This window comes from Mycoplasma sp. 246B, from assembly GCF_054353935.1.
The window spans coordinates 179987-198094 of sequence record NZ_JBTHHM010000001.1; the positions used below are offsets into that span (position 1 = coordinate 179987).

The 18108-nt window shown below is 28.0% G+C and carries 21 protein-coding genes; 17 read left to right on the top strand and 4 right to left on the bottom strand.

What is annotated here, in order from left to right; all coding sequences use genetic code 4:
• The first annotated feature begins 327 nt into the window (after positions 1-327).
• From efp to ACXYRR_RS00835, 8 genes are all read left to right on the top strand, one after another.
• Complete coding sequence (gene efp, locus ACXYRR_RS00800; protein WP_458597318.1) at positions 328-891, top strand: elongation factor P; 564 nt, start codon at positions 328-330, stop codon at positions 889-891.
• Positions 892-893: 2 nt separating this feature from the next.
• Positions 894-1205, top strand: coding sequence for an MMB_0454 family protein (locus ACXYRR_RS00805; protein WP_458597319.1), 312 nt, complete (start codon positions 894-896; stop codon positions 1203-1205).
• 62 nt (positions 1206-1267) lie between these two features.
• The gene (locus ACXYRR_RS00810) at positions 1268-2275 is read left to right on the top strand and encodes an MAGa3780 family membrane protein (protein WP_458597320.1); all 1008 of its coding nucleotides are present in this window, start codon (positions 1268-1270) and stop codon (positions 2273-2275) included.
• Positions 2265-3314, top strand: coding sequence for a nicotinate phosphoribosyltransferase (locus ACXYRR_RS00815; RefSeq protein WP_458597321.1), 1050 nt, complete (start codon positions 2265-2267; stop codon positions 3312-3314). Before ACXYRR_RS00810 ends, ACXYRR_RS00815 begins: the two co-directional genes overlap by 11 nt.
• Positions 3315-3365: 51 nt before the next feature.
• Positions 3366-6209, top strand: a complete 2844-nt coding sequence (gene uvrA, locus ACXYRR_RS00820) for an excinuclease ABC subunit UvrA (RefSeq protein ID WP_458597322.1) — start codon at positions 3366-3368, stop codon at positions 6207-6209.
• A gap of 20 nt (positions 6210-6229) precedes the next feature.
• Positions 6230-7162, top strand: a complete 933-nt coding sequence (gene hprK / locus ACXYRR_RS00825; protein ID WP_435130429.1) for an HPr(Ser) kinase/phosphatase — start codon at positions 6230-6232, stop codon at positions 7160-7162.
• Positions 7155-8138, top strand: coding sequence for a prolipoprotein diacylglyceryl transferase (gene lgt / locus ACXYRR_RS00830; protein ID WP_458597323.1), 984 nt, complete (start codon positions 7155-7157; stop codon positions 8136-8138). Before hprK ends, lgt begins: the two co-directional genes overlap by 8 nt.
• A gap of 23 nt (positions 8139-8161) precedes the next feature.
• Positions 8162-9088 (top strand): NAD(P)/FAD-dependent oxidoreductase, encoded by a 927-nt coding sequence (locus ACXYRR_RS00835; RefSeq protein WP_435130433.1) that lies wholly within the window; start codon positions 8162-8164, stop codon positions 9086-9088.
• A 42-nt stretch (positions 9089-9130) separates the two neighbouring features.
• On the opposite strand, the gene nusG is transcribed toward ACXYRR_RS00835, so the two are convergent.
• The 3 genes from nusG to rpmG are packed head-to-tail and all read right to left on the bottom strand — an operon-like array spanning position 9131 to position 10106.
• Positions 9131-9730 (bottom strand): transcription termination/antitermination protein NusG, encoded by a 600-nt coding sequence (gene nusG, locus ACXYRR_RS00840; protein ID WP_458597324.1) that lies wholly within the window; start codon positions 9728-9730, stop codon positions 9131-9133.
• 7 nt (positions 9731-9737) lie between these two features.
• A complete protein-coding gene (secE, locus tag ACXYRR_RS00845) occupies positions 9738-9953 on the bottom strand; it encodes a preprotein translocase subunit SecE (protein WP_458597325.1) in 216 nt (71 codons plus the stop codon).
• Positions 9954-10106: a 50S ribosomal protein L33 gene (gene rpmG, locus ACXYRR_RS00850; protein ID WP_458597326.1), complete on the bottom strand. Its 153-nt coding sequence runs from the start codon at positions 10104-10106 to the stop codon at positions 9954-9956. It abuts the gene before it with no gap.
• 155 nt (positions 10107-10261) lie between these two features.
• Between rpmG and ACXYRR_RS00855 the strand changes: the two genes are divergently transcribed.
• Genes ACXYRR_RS00855 through trmB form a run of 4 tightly spaced genes read left to right on the top strand, consistent with a single transcriptional unit; the run spans position 10262 to position 13106 of the window.
• Entirely contained in the window at positions 10262-10702 is a 441-nt protein-coding gene (locus tag ACXYRR_RS00855; protein WP_458597327.1) for an RpiB/LacA/LacB family sugar-phosphate isomerase, read from the top strand.
• Entirely contained in the window at positions 10702-10941 is a 240-nt protein-coding gene (locus tag ACXYRR_RS00860) for a DUF2188 domain-containing protein (protein ID WP_458597328.1), read from the top strand. The genes ACXYRR_RS00855 and ACXYRR_RS00860 overlap by 1 nt, the downstream gene beginning before the upstream one ends.
• Positions 10942-10984: 43 nt before the next feature.
• The gene (locus tag ACXYRR_RS00865; RefSeq protein ID WP_458597329.1) at positions 10985-12490 is read left to right on the top strand and encodes a phospholipase D-like domain-containing protein; all 1506 of its coding nucleotides are present in this window, start codon (positions 10985-10987) and stop codon (positions 12488-12490) included.
• Positions 12491-12497: 7 nt separating this feature from the next.
• Positions 12498-13106 carry a tRNA (guanosine(46)-N7)-methyltransferase TrmB gene (gene trmB, locus ACXYRR_RS00870; RefSeq protein ID WP_458597330.1) on the top strand — a complete coding sequence of 203 codons (609 nt, stop codon included), beginning with the start codon at positions 12498-12500 and terminating at the stop codon, positions 13104-13106.
• Positions 13107-13124: 18 nt separating this feature from the next.
• Here the strand turns inward: trmB and ACXYRR_RS00875 are convergent, their stop codons facing one another.
• Entirely contained in the window at positions 13125-13664 is a 540-nt protein-coding gene (locus tag ACXYRR_RS00875) for a hypothetical protein (RefSeq protein WP_458597331.1), read from the bottom strand.
• Positions 13665-13785: 121 nt separating this feature from the next.
• On the opposite strand from ACXYRR_RS00875, the gene ACXYRR_RS00880 reads away from it, so the two are divergent.
• Genes ACXYRR_RS00880 through era form a run of 5 tightly spaced genes read left to right on the top strand, consistent with a single transcriptional unit; the run spans position 13786 to position 17952 of the window.
• Positions 13786-15807, top strand: a complete 2022-nt coding sequence (locus ACXYRR_RS00880) for an Mbov_0121 family peptidase domain-containing ABC transporter (RefSeq protein ID WP_458597332.1) — start codon at positions 13786-13788, stop codon at positions 15805-15807.
• Entirely contained in the window at positions 15788-16186 is a 399-nt protein-coding gene (locus tag ACXYRR_RS00885; RefSeq protein WP_458597333.1) for an MAG1140 family protein, read from the top strand. Before ACXYRR_RS00880 ends, ACXYRR_RS00885 begins: the two co-directional genes overlap by 20 nt.
• 17 nt (positions 16187-16203) lie before the next feature.
• Positions 16204-16674 (top strand): rRNA maturation RNase YbeY, encoded by a 471-nt coding sequence (gene ybeY, locus ACXYRR_RS00890; protein WP_458597334.1) that lies wholly within the window; start codon positions 16204-16206, stop codon positions 16672-16674.
• Position 16675: 1 nt separating this feature from the next.
• On the top strand, positions 16676-17074 hold the full coding sequence (gene cdd / locus ACXYRR_RS00895; protein ID WP_458597335.1) for a cytidine deaminase: 399 nt from the start codon (positions 16676-16678) through the stop codon (positions 17072-17074).
• On the top strand, positions 17074-17952 hold the full coding sequence (gene era / locus ACXYRR_RS00900) for a GTPase Era (protein ID WP_458597336.1): 879 nt from the start codon (positions 17074-17076) through the stop codon (positions 17950-17952). Before cdd ends, era begins: the two co-directional genes overlap by 1 nt.
• Positions 17953-18108 lie beyond the last annotated feature (156 nt).

Below are 18108 nucleotides of genomic sequence, written 5' to 3' on the forward strand. Positions count from 1 at the left end.
CTTCGATACTGTAAGATAAAGACGGATATTCTAAATCACAAAAATTGCTTAAGATGTTTTTAATAGCTAATTTTTGAATTAAAATATTTTTGCTTTTCATATTTTTATATTTTATATAAGAGCAAAAAAAATCATAATAAATTCTTAATTTTTTTGTAATGTTATTTATAGAAGTAAATGATTAATATGTTGTCGTATGATAAAACCATATATAAATTCTTCAAAATAACAAATATGATTTTATTTGTTATGAGATAAAAAGGATGCATATTTAAATTTTTTCAGTTATAATTTATAAAACATAAAAAAAGTCAGAAACGAGGAAATATGATAAATGTAAATGAATTTAAGCCTGGAATAACATTTCAAGATGATGGAGAAATTTTTGTTGTTTTAGAAGCTCAACATTCTAAACAAGGACGTGGACAAGCAAATGTTAAAGCAAAAGTAAAAAATCTAAGAACAGGTTCAACCACCGTAAAATCTTATACAGGTGGAGACAAGGTAAAACCGGCTCACATCGATAAAAGAAAAATGGATTATCTTTATTCAGATGGTGAAAATATTATTTTAATGGACAAAGAAACATATGAGCAAATTGAAATTTCACTTGATAAAGTTACTTGAGAAATGAACTTTTTAAAAGAAGGACGGGAAGTTCAGATTCGTATGTTTGAAAACGAAGTTTTGGATATCGAGCTACCTGTTAATGTAACTTTACAAGTTATATCAGCACCAGATGCTGTAAAAGGTAATACCACTACAAATCCACAAAAAAAAGTGATTGTTGAAACAGGTTATGAACTAGAAACACCGATGTTTATTAAAGAAGGTGATATTATTATTATCTCAACTGAAACAGGTAAATATTCTGGTAAATCAAAAGAGTAATTATGTCAAATTATATTAATGTTCCCTTTAATTCAGATCAAATTTATGTTGTTAAAGAGGGTGCTTTTTTAGATATTATAAAACTTACAATGTCAGATTTTAAAGAAATTAAAGTTGTTGGTAAACCTAATTTAGTATTTGAAGAAAATCATACAAATCTAATGATATTCCTTGAAGTAAAGGTAAAGGAAACATCGCGAAAATCATTAAATACATTATTTAAAAATATCAGTAACCAGTTAAAAATTGCTATAAAATCTTTAATTGATATTAAACCCAAAAATATTCAATTAATTTTAAGGGGATTTTATTAGTTTTACATAAAATAATATTAAAAGTTTATCTTATATATCATCAGTTAAATAAAAGGAAATATATGGAAAAAGGTTTTAGAAAGTTTTATTATACTTATAAACATTTCGATTCCAAAGATTGAGCAACCTTTATTATAGGAGTCAATCTTATTCTTTTATATATTTCAATTATTTTATGAAACTGAGCAGATAAAAGTTATGAAACTTGAAAAGTATATAATCAAAATCCAGATTTACTTAGGAAAATCAAAGAAATAGCAGATTCAAATCCAAATATGCAACGTGAAGTATATCGTAGTTTGCTTCCTAATGCAGTGCTATTATTGTGAGGAGGAACAACTTATTGATTTACTTTTATGTCAAATGTTTTAATGGCGATTACGATTTTAATCTTTCCGTTTTTTAAAAAATCCCGTAAAATGCAAAAATTTTATTTTTCTGGAATAGTTTATATTATCATAGTTGTATCAGCTTTTTGGTTTGGTTATATAGTCGATTCTAGCATCGGTGGAAATGATACAGATAATGATTTTTATCGAACTTTAGTATGACATGCGATCGCTCCATTCTTTGGTATAATTACTCTTTTTTGAGAAAGAAAAAGAATTCGTGTAAGTACCCGTGTCATATGAAGTTTTTCGATTTATCCAGTAACATATTTGATTTTTGTTATTTTTATTTATACATTTGGTTATAAATTTAAAAACCTTAGTCAATATTATTTTTTACCAAGTATTGTAGCACAAACTAATGAAGAAAATTATATTATTCCAAAGATGTATAATACCGAATTAGATCGCGGGATAGCAATTTATTCAGTTATCAGTTTCTGACATCCACTAGGTTATAGTGGAGATAATTTATATTTAAAATCTATTTTAATATTAATAATGATTTCTCTATCTTTCTTTTCGGCGCCTGCTGTTGGTTTTATCCTTAGAAAAGTATTGAGAATCTTACAACCAGGACAAAAAGCCTTACCTCCAGTTTACTTTATTAAAACTAAAGAAAGAATTGAAGCAATAGAGCAACATAAAGCAGTTATGCAGGAAGCAAAAAATGAAAAATAAAAAGGATGATAAAGCAACCGATTATGTTGCAAATTATTTTAATAAAACCCAAGAAGTTATAAAGCAGCATAATCCAAAAAATATTATTACACTACAGTTTTTTCAGCGTCGGGATGATAGTATTTTAGCAGGAATGCAGGAAGTTTTAAGATTACTTGAAGAACAAACTGACACTTCTAAGTATAAAATTAAATATTTACCTGATGGTAGCAAAATTAATAACTTAGAGATTGTATTAGAACTTACAGGACATTATCAAGATTTTGGAATTTGAGAAGGTATGATAGACGGGATTTTGGCTCGCTATACTTCGATTGCCACCAATGCATATGATATTAAGAAAGTTGCTAATAACAAAGAAATAATTTTTATGGGTGATCGTGCTGATCATTTTATCAATCAAACAATCGATGGATATGCAGTTGGTATTGCAGGTATTCACATTGTATCGACACCGATGCAGAAATTTGCTCAAAAAAATAATCAAGAAAGTGTTTTCGGAAGTATGCCTCATGCTTTAATACAAAATTTTGATGGTGATGTAGTTGCAGCCACACTTGCATTTCAACATAGTTTTCCAAACGATAAAATTATCGCTTTAGTAGATTACAATAATGATGTTGTTAAAGATTCGTTAGCAGTATGGAATGCATTAGGTGATAAGGTTTGAGGTGTTCGGATTGATACATCTAAGAATATGAAGGATCATATGTTTGATAATGAACCTGATAATCCAGATTTTTATGGTGTTAATGTTGAACAAGTAAAAAGATTGCGTGTGGCATTGGATGATGTAGGTGCTAACAATTATAAAATTGTTGTTTCATCTGGATTTAATGCATCTAAAATAGCATATTTTGAAGCTTCAAATGCACCTGTAGATTTTTATGGAGTTGGACAAAGTATATTTAAATTAAATAATTCATTTTCTGCTGATGCAACCTTATTAAATGGTAAAAAACAAGCCAAAGAAGGCCGTGGATATCGCTATAATCCAAACCTAATTGATTATATACCTAAATCAAATAATAAAGCATAAAATGTTTATTACTGGTATATAGCATTAAACATTTATATTTAAAGAGGTGATATGAAAGATGATGTATTAGTGATTAAAGGAGCGTGCGAAAATAATTTAAAAAATATTGATTTAACAATCCCAAAAAACAAGTTAATAGTTTTTACAGGTCTCAGTGGAAGTGGAAAAAGTTCTCTTGCTTTTAATACCATCTACGAAGAAGGTCGCAGACGATATGTTGATTCGCTAAGTTCATATTCTAGAATGTTTTTAGGTGGAACAAAAAAACCTGATGTGGATAAAATCGAAGGACTTAGTCCTGCTATTTCAATTGAACAAAAAACTGTTCATAATAATCCACGTTCAACTGTTGGGACTGTAACTGAGTTATATGATTACTTTAGATTACTTTTTGCAAGGATTGGTAAGGTTTTTTGTCCAAATCATAACATTGAAATAAGTTCACAAACTTCAAAAGATATTCTTGATCAAATTTTTTTAAATAATCAAGATCAAAAAATTGCAATATATGCTCCATTGGTTGAAAGTGAAAAAGGAAGTCATCAAAACCTACTTGAAAAACTTAAAAATGATGGTTACACACGGGTAAAAATTGATGGAGATATGTATTTACTTGAAGATGAAATTAAACTAAATAAAAATAATAAACATAACATCGATTTAGTTATCACTAGAGCAATCGAAGTAAGTGAGCAAAAATATAATGAAATTTCAGAAGCAATTAATATTGCTACTGAAAAATCAGGTGGGATAGTTAGAGTAGAGAATTTAACTACTAAACAAGTAAATATTTATTCAAAGTTATATGCATGTATTTATAAGGATTTTTCAGTTCCAAAAATAGAACCAAGAATGTTTTCGTTCAATGCTCCATATGGGATGTGTGAAAATTGTAAGGGATTAGGTTTAGAATTTAAAGCAGATATCGATGTGTTAATCCCTGAGCAATGAAGAACAATCGAACAAGGGGCAATTAAATATTTTGCTAATACTGTAAATACTCAAAATCTTGAATGACAAGAATATGATGCAATGTTAGAATATTATCATATTCCTAAAAATTTACCAATTGATGAGATGAACGATGAGCAAATGAAGCGAATTTTATACGGTTCGCAAAATGATGAAATAGATTATGTATTGATTTCATCATCAGGGAATAAATATCGCCGTCGCGATAAAATTGCAGGAATTATAACCTTAATTGAAAATCATTATTACAATACAACTTCTGAAAATCGTCGTGATTATTTAAAAAAATATATGGGAACCTTTGCTTGTTCATTATGTAAAGGAGCCCGTTTAAATCAGCATGCATTAGCAGTAAAAATAGATAAGTTGAATATTTTTGATTATATAAAAATGTCAATTGAAAAATTGCTTGAAAAAATCGAAGAAGTACAATTAAAACTTAGTGAGCATCAACTTTCAATTTCGAATCTAATTTTTAAAGAAATTATCGATCGATTATCATTTTTAAAGAATGTAGGTTTAGAATATTTAACCCTTGACCGTAGCGCAGAAAGTTTGTCAGGAGGTGAAGCACAACGGATTCGTTTAGCTACCCAAATCGGATCAAATTTATCAGGAGTTTTATATGTTTTAGATGAACCTTCAATAGGATTGCACCAAAAAGATAATCAAAAACTAATTCAAACATTGAAAAATATGGTTGATTTAGGTAACACTTTAATAGTTGTTGAACACGATGAAGAAACCATCTTTGCTGCTGATTATATAGTTGATATTGGCCCGCAAGCCGGTGAACATGGTGGAAAAATAGTAGCTTTTGGTGATTTAGAGAATATTATTAATTCACCTGAATCAATTACTGGTAAATATTTATCAGGTGAATATCAAATCAAGATACCTAAAAAGCGTCGATCTGGTAATCAAAATTTTATTGAAATCAAAGGTGCTCGTGAGAACAATCTAAAAAATATTGATGTTAAAATTCCCCTTGGGATGCTAGTAGGGATAACAGGTGTATCAGGCAGCGGGAAAAGTACATTAGTTAATGATATTTTAGTTGCAGGAATTCAACATATGCGAGGTTTAACCGAAGGAAGTGCGCAACGAAAAGCTAAGTTTGATACCATTAAAGGACTTATTAATATTGATAAAGTTGTACCTATTTCACAAAGCCCGATTGGACGAACTCCTAGATCTAATCCTGCTACATACACAGGTGTTTTTGATGACATCCGAGATGTATTTGCTAATGTTGCAGAAGCTCGTGCTAGAGGTTATAATAAAGGAACTTTTAGTTTCAATACCAATGGGGGTCGCTGCGAAAAATGTTCTGGTGATGGTTATTTGAAAATAGAAATGCATTTTTTACCAGATGTTTACATCCCTTGTGACCAATGTGATGCCAAACGCTACAACCGTGAAACACTTGAAATCAAATACCGTGATAAAAATATTAATGATATTTTAGAAATGAGTGTGGAAGCAGCTTTTGAATTTTTCAAAAATCATAAAAAAATTAGTGAAAAACTTCAATTTTTATTAGATGTTGGATTAGGTTATATCAAACTTGGGCAAATGTCTACAACTTTATCAGGTGGAGAAGCACAAAGAGTTAAATTAGCAACCTATTTACAACGCAAACCTACAGGTAAAACATTATATGTTTTAGATGAACCAACAACTGGATTACACATTCATGATGTTAAGAAATTAATTGAAATTTTAGATCGCATTGTTGATAAAGGTGATTCAGTAATTGTGATTGAGCATAATTTAGATGTGATTAAAAACTGTGATTATTTAATTGATTTAGGTCCTGACGGCGGAGTTAAAGGTGGTAGAATAGTTGCATCTGGAAGTCCTGAAGAAGTTGCTAAATGACATGTTGGATACACAGCTGAATTTTTATCTAAAATTTTATAATTTCTTTATAATTAATTAATATGAATCGTAAAAATATCAGTGTTAGACATATTGTGAACTTATTTAATTTAAAACTTTTAAATAATGATTTAAATAAAGTTAATTGAGGATGTGTGTATCGGCCTGCAATAAAACAAGTTGGTCTGGAATTAACCGAACATATCGGAAATAGTGATTTATCAGGAAATATAATTTCATGAGGAACTACCGAATCTATATGATTTCAAAGCATCGGGCGAGTAGCAGCATTGCGAGCAATTGAACATGTGTTTTTAGGTAATCCACCATTGGTGCTGCTTTCAAGACGTATTTCTAAACCTGCTTTAAGTTGAATTCAATTAATGGCTGATAAATATGGTGTACCAGTTTGCTTGACTCCGATGTCTTCATCTTATATAGCAACCAATATCGGGTCTTATTTAAACAACCATTTTGCAGATGAAAAATTAGTACATGGTTGTTTAGTTTTAGTAGGTGGTACTGGTGTTTTGATAACAGGTGTATCAGGGATAGGAAAATCTGAAGCAGCCTTAGAGTTAGTGCAAAAAGGTCATGTTTTAATTAGTGATGATTCAGTTTTAATCAAAGATAATGGAAATTTATTTATCGGTAAATCACCAAAAATAACTCAAAATATGTTAGAAGTACGTGGAATTGGTATAATTGATGTAAAATATACATACGGAATTCGAGCTGTAGCACCATCATCGATTATCAATTTAGTTGTTGAATTGGTTCGTACTGAAAAACAAAATGAGTTAGATCGCATTGGAGTCGATTTTCTTAAATACCCAATTTTAGGTCGTAGTATTAAGAAAATACAAGTTCCGATCAAAGAAGGGGGTTCAGCTGCTTCATTAATTGAAGCTGCTGTCAGTGCCTATTTATCGCGTCACGATGGACTTGATATCTTGAAAGAAATAGAAAAAAGGAGGTTAGAACTAGATGACTAGTATTCCGATATGAGTACCTGAAACAGCAAAGCATGAAGGGATACCAGATGCACCTTTATTTAGTATTGGTTCATTTAGCGTGCAGGTATATTCATTAATGATTATGCTCGGTTATTTAGCATCCATTTTAACAATCATTTATTTTTGAAAACGAGAGAAGTTAAATATGGATAAACTCTTTGTGTTAATCATTATTACCATCCCACTTGGGATTTTAGGTTCACGTCTTGGATATATAATCGAGCAACTTATTTATCAAGATGAACCATTTAAAGGTTCAGCTTGGTATAAAATCTGAGAGGGTGGATTAAGTATTCAAGGTGGACTTGTAGTAACGATTTTAGTAGATTTATTTTATGTTTATACACAACGCAAAAACTTAGATATTCGAAAAGCTGCATCAATAATTATTCCTACCATCTTAATAGGTCAATTTATTGGTCGTTGGGGTAACTATGCAAACCATGAAGTTTATGGAAAAATCGATTGAAGCGGACAAAGTTCATTAATCTTTGGTAAAACCTTTGCACAAAATATGTATATCTCAGATGCTTTAACTAATTCAATGGGATTAAACGGAGCATATCGTTATCCATTATTCTTATATGAAGGATTAGCAAACTTAGTTGGATATATTTTAATTGTATGAGTAATAAACTTCTTTGGTATCTTTAAACCTGGAAGCAGCATTGGTTTATACTTAATTTGATACGGACTGCTACGTATGGCGATGGAACCACTGCGTGAAGAAGCATATGGATTATATCAATATGTTGCGATCGCATTTGTTGTTGTCGGTGTATTAGTATTTATTTACTATCAAATGTGAGCTAAAGTTAAATATAAAGTAGAATACAGACATAAAGTGTTTAAATTCTATCAATATCAAGATCAAAATGCTTACTTTCAATATGTTGATGCTACATCAATAATCCATATGTTTAAAAAAGCATATTCTTATATATGATTTAAATAAGTTGAATTAAATAAGGAGTTATTATGGAAAAAGAAATTTATGATTTAGTTATTATTGGAGCAGGACCTGCTGGTTTAAATGCAGCATTATATGCTTCACGTGCAGAATTAAAAACAATTTTTATTGAAAAAGGCGCACCTGGTGGAAAATTAGTGGTAACAAATAAGGTGGAAAATTGACTTGGAACCGAAATGACTGAAGGGTGACAACTTGCAACACATTTTTTAGAACATGCTAAAAAATTTGGTGCAAAATATCAATATGGTGAAGTTGAAGAACTGATTAACCATTCGGATTATGAAAAAGAAGTTAAATTAACAAACGGGAAATCAGTATTTGGTCGCACTGTATTGATAGCAACCGGAATGAAAAACCGCGAACCAAACTTTATTAAAAACTTTCAAGAATTTTTAAACCGCGGAGTTAGTTATTGTGCAATTTGTGATGGTCCACTTTATAAAGGATTTCCATCATTGGTGCTTGGTGCAGGTAATTCAGCAGTTGAAGAAGGAACTTATTTAACCAATATTGCTTCACATGTACATATTGTAATCAAAGATGCAGATTTCACAGCAGAAAAAAGATTAGTTGATGAATTACTTGCTAAGCCAAATGTTACTGTTTATCGTGAATCACAAATTAAAGAATTACAAGGACATGATTCGTTAGAATCTGCTGTTATTGTAGATAAAAACGGAAATGAAACAACTATTTCAATTGGATCATTTTTCCCTTACATTGGAATGGTTCCTACCACAACCTTTGCTAAAAACCTCAATATTTTAGATAAAAACGGGTTTATAGAAACCGATGAATTTATGCAAACTAGAATTAAAGGAATTTTTGCTGCAGGTGACATCCGAACTAAAGATATTCGTCAAATTATCACAGCTGCCTCAGATGGAGCAATTGCTGCTAAAAAAATATCAGATTATATTAATTTTAAGTAAGAAAAATAAAGGATGCTAATTACATCCTTTATTTTTGATCAATTATTTATCTGCTAAGCGAACCGAATCTAAATCAACTGTTACTTCAGATTTTTTACCATAACTTTCAATCAACAAAGTCACTTCTTTATTTTTATGATCAATCGCTATTACTTCTGCAACATAACCAGTATATGGACCTTCAATAACTTCAACAAAATTATGTTCTTCTAAACCGAAATTGTATTCACCTGAATCAAAACGTCGTTGTGCTTCTTTTTCTTTTTTATGCATTTTAGTAATTTCAAGATTAGATACTGGAGTAGGTTTTGCTCCCTTACCAGAAGAACCAACCAATCCAGTAACATATTGAGTGTTACGCACCAAGAATCAAGCTTTATCAGACATATGCATATGAGCAAAAATATAACCTGGATATAAATTTACATATTTAACCTTAAATTCATTACCTTCTAATTTCTTTTGATGTTCTTTAGAAGTTAGTGTTGGACGTTGAAAGATTTTAAATGCTCCTTGTGGTGTTGCGGTTAAATCAAAATCATGTAATAAATCTTCAGCAACTATTCGGTTATTTAATGATTCGATAACTTGTTGTTCTTTACCTCTAACGGTAGAAATCATATATCATTTCAAATTACTCATAAGCCTCCTAAATGTTTCATAATTTGAATAAATGTGTAAAGCCAAATGATAAGGCTGTTACAAAAATAGTGAATATTACAGTAAAAATTAAAATTTTTACAAAGTTAATTGAATTTGTTTTTGCATCGGGTCATCTAACACGTCTAACCTCTTTAACTAGCTTGCGCATCCAAAAACGTTTTTTTCGCTTCGATTTAACGATATGCTCGTTTTCTTGTGACATTTAAACCTCTTCTTTATGTATTGTATGTTTGTGACAATGGATACAATGTTTTTTAACAGTTAAGCGTTCAGTTTTACCTAAACTCTTATTAGTTGTGTAATTTTTACGACGACATTCACTACAAGACATTGTTACTTTATGATTAGTCTTCATATTTATTAATTCTACCATATTATTTAAAATTTGCTATAAATCAAGCAAACAAAACAATTTAAGATTTTTATAATTCTTATGTAAAATTTCATTTTTTCTTTATAATACTATAAGAATTTAGTATAATACAAAAAAATACACAAAAAAGGAATAAAATGGATAAAAAAATTGTTGCTTTTGCAAGCGATCATGCCGGTTATAAACTTAAAGAAGAACTTAAAAATTATGTTGAATCTTTAGGTTATAAAGTAGTTGATTTAGGACCAAACACTGATGCAGTTCCAAGTTCATATGCGACTCAAGGACATAAATTAGCTGAATATATGGATAAAGAAGATCCTGCATTTGGTATCGGGGTATGTGGTACAGGTTTAGGAATTTCATATGCACTAAATCGTCATAAACACATTCGAGCTGCTAGAGTTACTTCGTTAGAAGATGTTCATTTAGCAAAATTACACAATAATGCCAATGTTTTAGCATTCGGAGGACGTCAAATTGCTCCAGAAAATGCTAAAAAAATGGTTGATGAGTATTTAAAAACAAATTATGAAGGTGGTAGACACCAATCAAGAATAGAGGAGTTAGATAAATAATGGCTGACAAGTTAGTTGAGAAAAAAGACTTAAAACCTACCTGACATATCACATTAGATAAAGAAAAAGGTAAATGAAGAGTATCGCGTGAAGGTTCAGAACGCGCAACTATTACATTTGATACTCAAAAAGAAGCGATTCCATATGCTCGTAATTTAGCTAAAAAACATAACGGAACATACTATATACACGGAGAAAACGGAAAAATCCGTGCTGGAAAAGGTTATAAACCAGAATAAAAATATACGCAATATCAACCAATATTGCGTATTTCATTAAATTATGAAAACAGGGATTTTTAGTAAAAGATTTTTTATCTTTATAGCTCAATTTATTTTTCTTTTTGCTTTATTAGCAGGGATAGCAAGTCTGTTATTTTTGATTAATACTAACTATATTTACTTATTTTTAACAATAGCTTATTTTGTTAATACTCTTTTTGTGTTTTTTATTGGTTTACAACGTCGCAATTTTGAAGCAAAATTAGGTTGATTATATATCTTAATTTTATTCCCGGTTGTAGGACATGCTCTTTTCTTTGGTTTTGGTTGAATTTCACGAAACAGAAGTGAAATCAAACTAAAAAATGATCCTAGATATAAAATTAATACATACGAATCGCTCGGATTAACTAGCACACATGAATGTTATGATGCAAATTTAAAGGCTGTTGCTCGCATTAATGATACCAAGACCAAAAGTTCCCAATACCATTTTTATAACGAAGGTTATCGGTTTTATAAAACATTATTTGAAGCAATAAAAAATGCTCAAAAATCAGTATTTATTATTTCATATATAATCAAAAAAAGCGAAATTTCAAAAGAGTTTTTAGATCTTATTAAACAAAAACACTCACAAGGTATCGAAATAAGATGATTAATTGATTTTTTTGGTGCATATCATTCTCAAAAAAAACAAATAAAGAAATTAATTAAGTTAGGTATTAAAATTATTTATATTGGTAAAATTTATTATCCATTTATTAATGCTGCAAGTTTTAACCGCAACCATCAAAAATTTATTATTATAGATTCACAAATAGTGTTTTCTGGCGGAAATAATATTTCTGATGAATATGCTTCATTATCAAAAAAATATGGGCACTGAATTGATGTTAATTATAAAATAACAGGTGAATATGTTAATGTTTATATCTTACTTTTTTTAAAACTTTGACATATTTTTGCTAAAGAAGAACTAAAACCTACTCAATATTTGTCATCAATTTGCGATGATGACCATCGCAATCATTCTGTTTTAGTTGCTGAATCACCAAGTTTTCCACATTCTGTTTCTGAATTTACTTGATTAAAGTTATTTGCTAATGCTAAAGAAAGTATTAAAATTGCATCACCATATTTTTCAGCATCCGATGCTTTGTATCGACAATTTTTGTTATGTTTAAAAAGTGGGGTAGAAATAACTGTGTACTTTCCAGGCTTACCAGATAAGAAAATAGTGCATCAAATTGGATTGTGACAACTTAAAAAGCTTATTAAACACGGTTTGAAGGTAAAAATATATAATGATCATTTTATGCATTCTAAAATCGGTATCATTGATTCACAAATTGCTTGAGCAGGTAGTGCTAATTTAGATAGTCGTAGTATGAATTCGCAGTATGAAACAATGGATATTATTTATGGAGATGCAGTTGCGCAAGTTAATGATATTTTTGATGAATATGATAAATATTGCAGTGATTTAACAGATAATCCAAAGTTAAATAAAGATTACAACATCTTTGAAAAATTCTTTTTTTCTTGAATGAAATTATTAATATAAGGAGTATATGAGGTTAAGATTTGATAAAAATGCACAAGGTAAATTAGATGAATCTAGTTATTATCTAAAAGAATTTCCGATACAATTAAATCACACTGATGTTATTGAAATAGGTGCAGGTAAGGGTGAAATGATAACAGCCCTTGCAAAGCAAAATCCTGATATCAAATATTATGCTCTTGAAAAATACGCAACTGTAGCAGTTAAAATTCTTAAAAAAATTGAAGAACTTAATTTGACAAACTTATTTATCATAACTGCTGATGCGAACAAAATAAATGAAATATTCAAGGGAACTTGTGATAAAATTTGACTTACCTTCAGTGATCCATGACCTAAGAATGCACATTTTAAAAGACGACTAACATATAAAACATTTTTAGATACATATAAGCAATTATTAGGACAAAGAGGAAAGTTATGATTTAAAACAGATAATGACAAACTTTTTGAATTTTCACTTGATTCGTTAATACAAAATAACTGAAAAATAATTTATCAAACTAATGATTTACATAAATCAGAATATAATAATCAAAATATTAAAACAGGTTATGAAATTAAATGAAGTCAAAAAGGCAAGAATATAAATTTTTTAATAGCAAAACCAAAATAAAATCGTTAAAAGACGATTTTATTTTTGTATTTCCATTTGTGCTTTTGATAAAACAGCAGATGTATTATCTGAAGTGATGCTTGCTCTAAATTCTGTTTCTAATTGGTTTTGTTTATTAACATCCTTAATTTTAGGTAAAATCTGATAAAATTCTTCAATATTATCAATGCTATTTCAAGCATCCACTAATTGTTTAGTGTTTTGTGTTTGGACAATTAGTGAAATATTATAATTAGTAAATTTATCTAATCGAGGCTTTAATGCTTGTTTTAAAATTTCGCGAAATTGTTGATATAAAAAATCTAAATCATCAAATTGCTTAGGATTATGATAATTAACATCTGCTTTTTGTAATAAATTTTTTACTTGTTGATCTGCTAAACCAGGTAATTTAACAGAATTTATATATGAATCAAGCGTTGAATATTTATATTCATAATACTTTCTATCACTTGCTCCTGTGTTTAAAACTGCAATTGATAAACCAAAAGCACCAGCAGTTACAGTTGTTGCAAGAACAGAAAATCAAAATAATTTTCTTTTAGTTTTTGCTTCCATTTTACCCCTTTGTTTATTTTATAATTATACTAATTTTTGTCATATTTTTAAATTATTTACATAATATTCACATTTTTTGTTCCTTATTAGTAACTTTTTTTTAAAAAATAATATAAAAATTATGTATAAACAAATTGATTCAAGAGATTGTTCGTTATATGTATTTATACATCTAGCAAATAAATACTATAACGAACAATATGATATAAACCAATTAAAGTTAAATGTTAGTTATGATGAAGAAGGTATTAGTCTATTTCATTTTCAAAAAACTTTATCACAATACCAATATCAGTTACAAAGTTTTAAATGTGGTGCAAAAGATTTTGAAAAACTTGATGTTGATGAATATCCGCTTGCTGCAATAATCTTAAATCAAAATATGCAACATATGGTGCTAATTGAAGAAGTGCAAGGAAATAAATTGTTAATCTATGATCCAAAACAAGGAAGAATAAAACAAGATAAAAATATTTTTTTAAAGTTATATCGAGGAATATTGGTCAAAATAAGTAAAGATAAAGCAGCACAAAAACAAATAATAAAAAAGTATAGAAATACTTATTTCGGTGGTTTAAGTATTTCCATAAAGTTGATTTTTATGTATTTGCTGCAAATAATTATTTCACTTATTACACCATTAACAACAAAATATATTTTTGAAAATATAATTCCATTTCATCTTAAAAAGGAATTATGATTAATGAGTGGATTTTTTATTATTTTATTTGTAATTATTAGTTTAATTCAAATAATGATCATGAGAATCTTTGAAAATAAAGTATTGACTAGTTATTCAAAAGAATTCAATAATTTATTGAAATCTTGAAGTCATCAAAATATTAAAATTATTAATCAATTAGGTGAAATAGAGATAAAAAATCGCATCAGTTCTTTAATGAATTACTTAATTCATAAAAAGACTTTTTTGTCTAAGGTTTTTGTAAATATTATCAGTTTTATCATCTCATTGATTATTATTTTTGCTATAAATAAAAAATTGTTATTTGTTGTAGGTGCTTTTGGAATAATTACAAGTGTTTTTGCTAGCATTTATATGTTTTGGTATTTTAAAAACAAAAATCAAATTGTTGCTCAAAGTATTCTAACCGATAAACAAATCAATAATTATATTAATATTTTAAAAGATAATTTTGATTATACATTTGCAAATTTATATCAAAAGAATTTATTGAATGATTATGCAGCATATATACAAGAAAATTCTAATTTTAATTTACAGATGCAAAATTTTAATCATTTTGAATTGTTTTTAGATGTTTTTTATCCATTTTGCATCCTAATTTATGGAACATTTCAAATATGATCGCAGAATTTGAAAGTATATGAACTGTTATTTTTTATCACAGCATCAAATTTGTTTATCAGACCTCTTAAATTTATTCCACAAGCACTTCAGATGTCAAAGGATTATAAGATTAGCAAAACTATGCTTAATATTTTTAGAACTGGTAAACCTGTAAATTCAAATCTTTTAGAGAATATAAATTCAATTGATAAAATACATCTATCATATGTATCCTTTTCATATAATAGCAATCCTAATTACAAAGTTGTTAATATTCCAAGGCTCATAATTGATCAAAAACATATCATCAAAGGTGATAATGGTAGTGGCAAAACTACATTATGCAACATCATTAGTGGTAAATATCAAATTGATTATGGGGAAATCTTAATCAATGATCAAAAAATAAATTTACACAATAACCAAATACGTGAAAAAATTTATTATGTAGGGGATAAAAATCAAAAATTAGATATGTCTATATCTGAATATTTAATGATATCTGATTCTTTTGGTTTCAATGATACCATTAATAGATTTAGGCTATATCCTATTTTAAAAAAAGCAAATTTGGATGATATAGAAAATATAAATATCAATTCCTTATCAAGTGGACAAATGCAAATAATCAAGTTGTTAAGAATTTTTATTTTAGATTACGATGTGGTTTTACTTGATGAGGCGTTTGAATCGATTTCACAAGAGATTTTTTTGATGGTCCAAAAACCACTTCGATATATTTTGAAAAACAAAAAAGTAGTAGAAATTTCACATAATAATAAATATCTTTTTGCTGATTCGCAAGTAATTAATCTTGAAAAAGTACAAAATTAGTTTTTTAGAATATTTACTACTTTTTTCATTATTAGCATTGTTTGCGATGTTTATTTATTTGATTATGTATCAGCCGATTAATAAATATCAGCAGGTGATAATTAAGCAAAATAATAATGAGTTGATTTTAAGAAATATAACTTACGATAAATTAGCATTAAAAAACTATCAAATTGACTTTAATTTTCAAGATAAATTGCATCAATATCAAATTAATATTGATGCAATAAACGAAAATGAAGAAATTATTATCAAAAATTCAGATTTATCAATGTTTTTAAAACAAAAAAACCTTGAATTTATTCCAGTTCGCTTAATTGAATCAAAAGAATTGATTTATAAATATATTTATAACTGATTTATACATTTATTTAACTAATTTTATATAATTATGTTATGTTTAAATATAACCTGCAAATTAACCTTTCAAATCAACCTAAAAATACTGATATTTTTATCAATCAAATGTATGATATTTTAAATAATTTTGCTAATTATTTTAAAATTGATAAAAATAAGCAAATTATTTTAGATGTAAGCTTTGTTTCAAAAAATAAAATTAAACAACTTAATTCAGAGTATCGTAATAAAGATTATGTAACCGATATTCTTTCATTTAGTTTTCAAGAAAATAATTTATATGACAAACTACCGATTTATTTTTTAGGTGAGCTAGTAATATGTTGACATAAAATGAAGATGCAAGCAAAAGAGTTTAATCATTCACTTAAACGTGAATTTTGTTATTTATTTACACATGGATTGGTACATTTGCAAGGTTATGATCATTCAAATGAAAGTCAAAAACAACAAATGGATAGTATTGTAGATATAATTTTTAATCCATTAAAAATCACAAGGGGATAAAATGAAAATAAATGTTGAAGAATTAAAAGAATTATTAAAATATTCATATTGTCCATATTCAAAATTTGCAGTTGCAGCAATTGCAATCGATGAAAATGGAAATCAATACAAAGGTGTTAATGTTGAAAACGCTGCATATCCATCTGGTTTATGTGCCGAAAGAAGTGCCTTGTTTGGTTCGGTAGCATACGGGGGAAAAGTTGGAAAATTCAAAGAAATACATATTATTTCTTCAGGAAAATCAGAAGTAAGTCCATGTGCAGGATGTAGGCAAGTAATGACAGAATTTATGCCTGATGATGCATTGATTTATCAATATAGCAATGATGCTAGCAAAGTTCGTATTAATAAATTAATCGAGCTTTGTCCATATCCCATTCACTCGGAGAATATTAAATAATGAAAATTTGTTTTGCAAGCATTCTTGGTAGACCTAATGTTGGAAAAAGCAGTTTATTAAATGCTATTATCGGTTACAATGTTGCAATTGTTACAGATACTGCTCAAACTACTCGAGATCAAATTACAGGTATATATAACGATGATAATTACCAAATTATTTTTACTGATACACCCGGAATCCATAGACCTGAAAATAAGTTAGGTCAAACATTAAATAAAAATGCTTATGAAGCAACTAACGATGTTGATGTATTGTTGTTTTTAAGTCCATCTGATGAGAATCTCGGTAATGGTGATAAAATGATTTTAGAAAAAATACAGAATGTAAAACACAAAATTGCTGTAATTTCTAAAATTGATAAAATTCAAGGTAAACCTGAACTTTTACAACAAAAAATGCAGCAATTACTTGCGTATAATTTTGAACATATTATTTCAACAAACATCAATAATGATAAATCTATTAATGCATTAATAGATTTAATTAAAACATATACTTATGATGGACAACCACAATATGATAGTGAATATATCACAGATAAATCGATGCGATTTATTGCTAAAGAAATTATTCGTGAATCAGCAATTAATTTATTATATGAAGAATTACCACATTCAATTGCTGTTGAAATCTTGGAATTCGATGAATCTAATTCTCAAAAAATAATAATCGATGCAGTTATTTATGTTAAAAAAGATTCACAAAAAGGAATGTTAATAGGAAAAAATGCCGAAAAAATTAAAGCAATAGGAAAATCAGCGCGTACCAAAATTGCACATCAATTTGGATTACCCACAACCTTATCATTGAAAGTTAAAGTTGCTAAAAAGTGAAATGATGATTTAAATTTCTTAGGTAAATTTGGCTATAAATAGTTGTTTAACACTTTGATAAAAGTGTTAAACATTTTTTGTTCAAAATTTTAATAAATTTTAGTTTTTTATTGGTTTTTATTTTATATACATACAAAAAAATTTAATAATAATGTGTATATTTAAAACTTAAATAAGTAAAAATATAAATAGTATTAA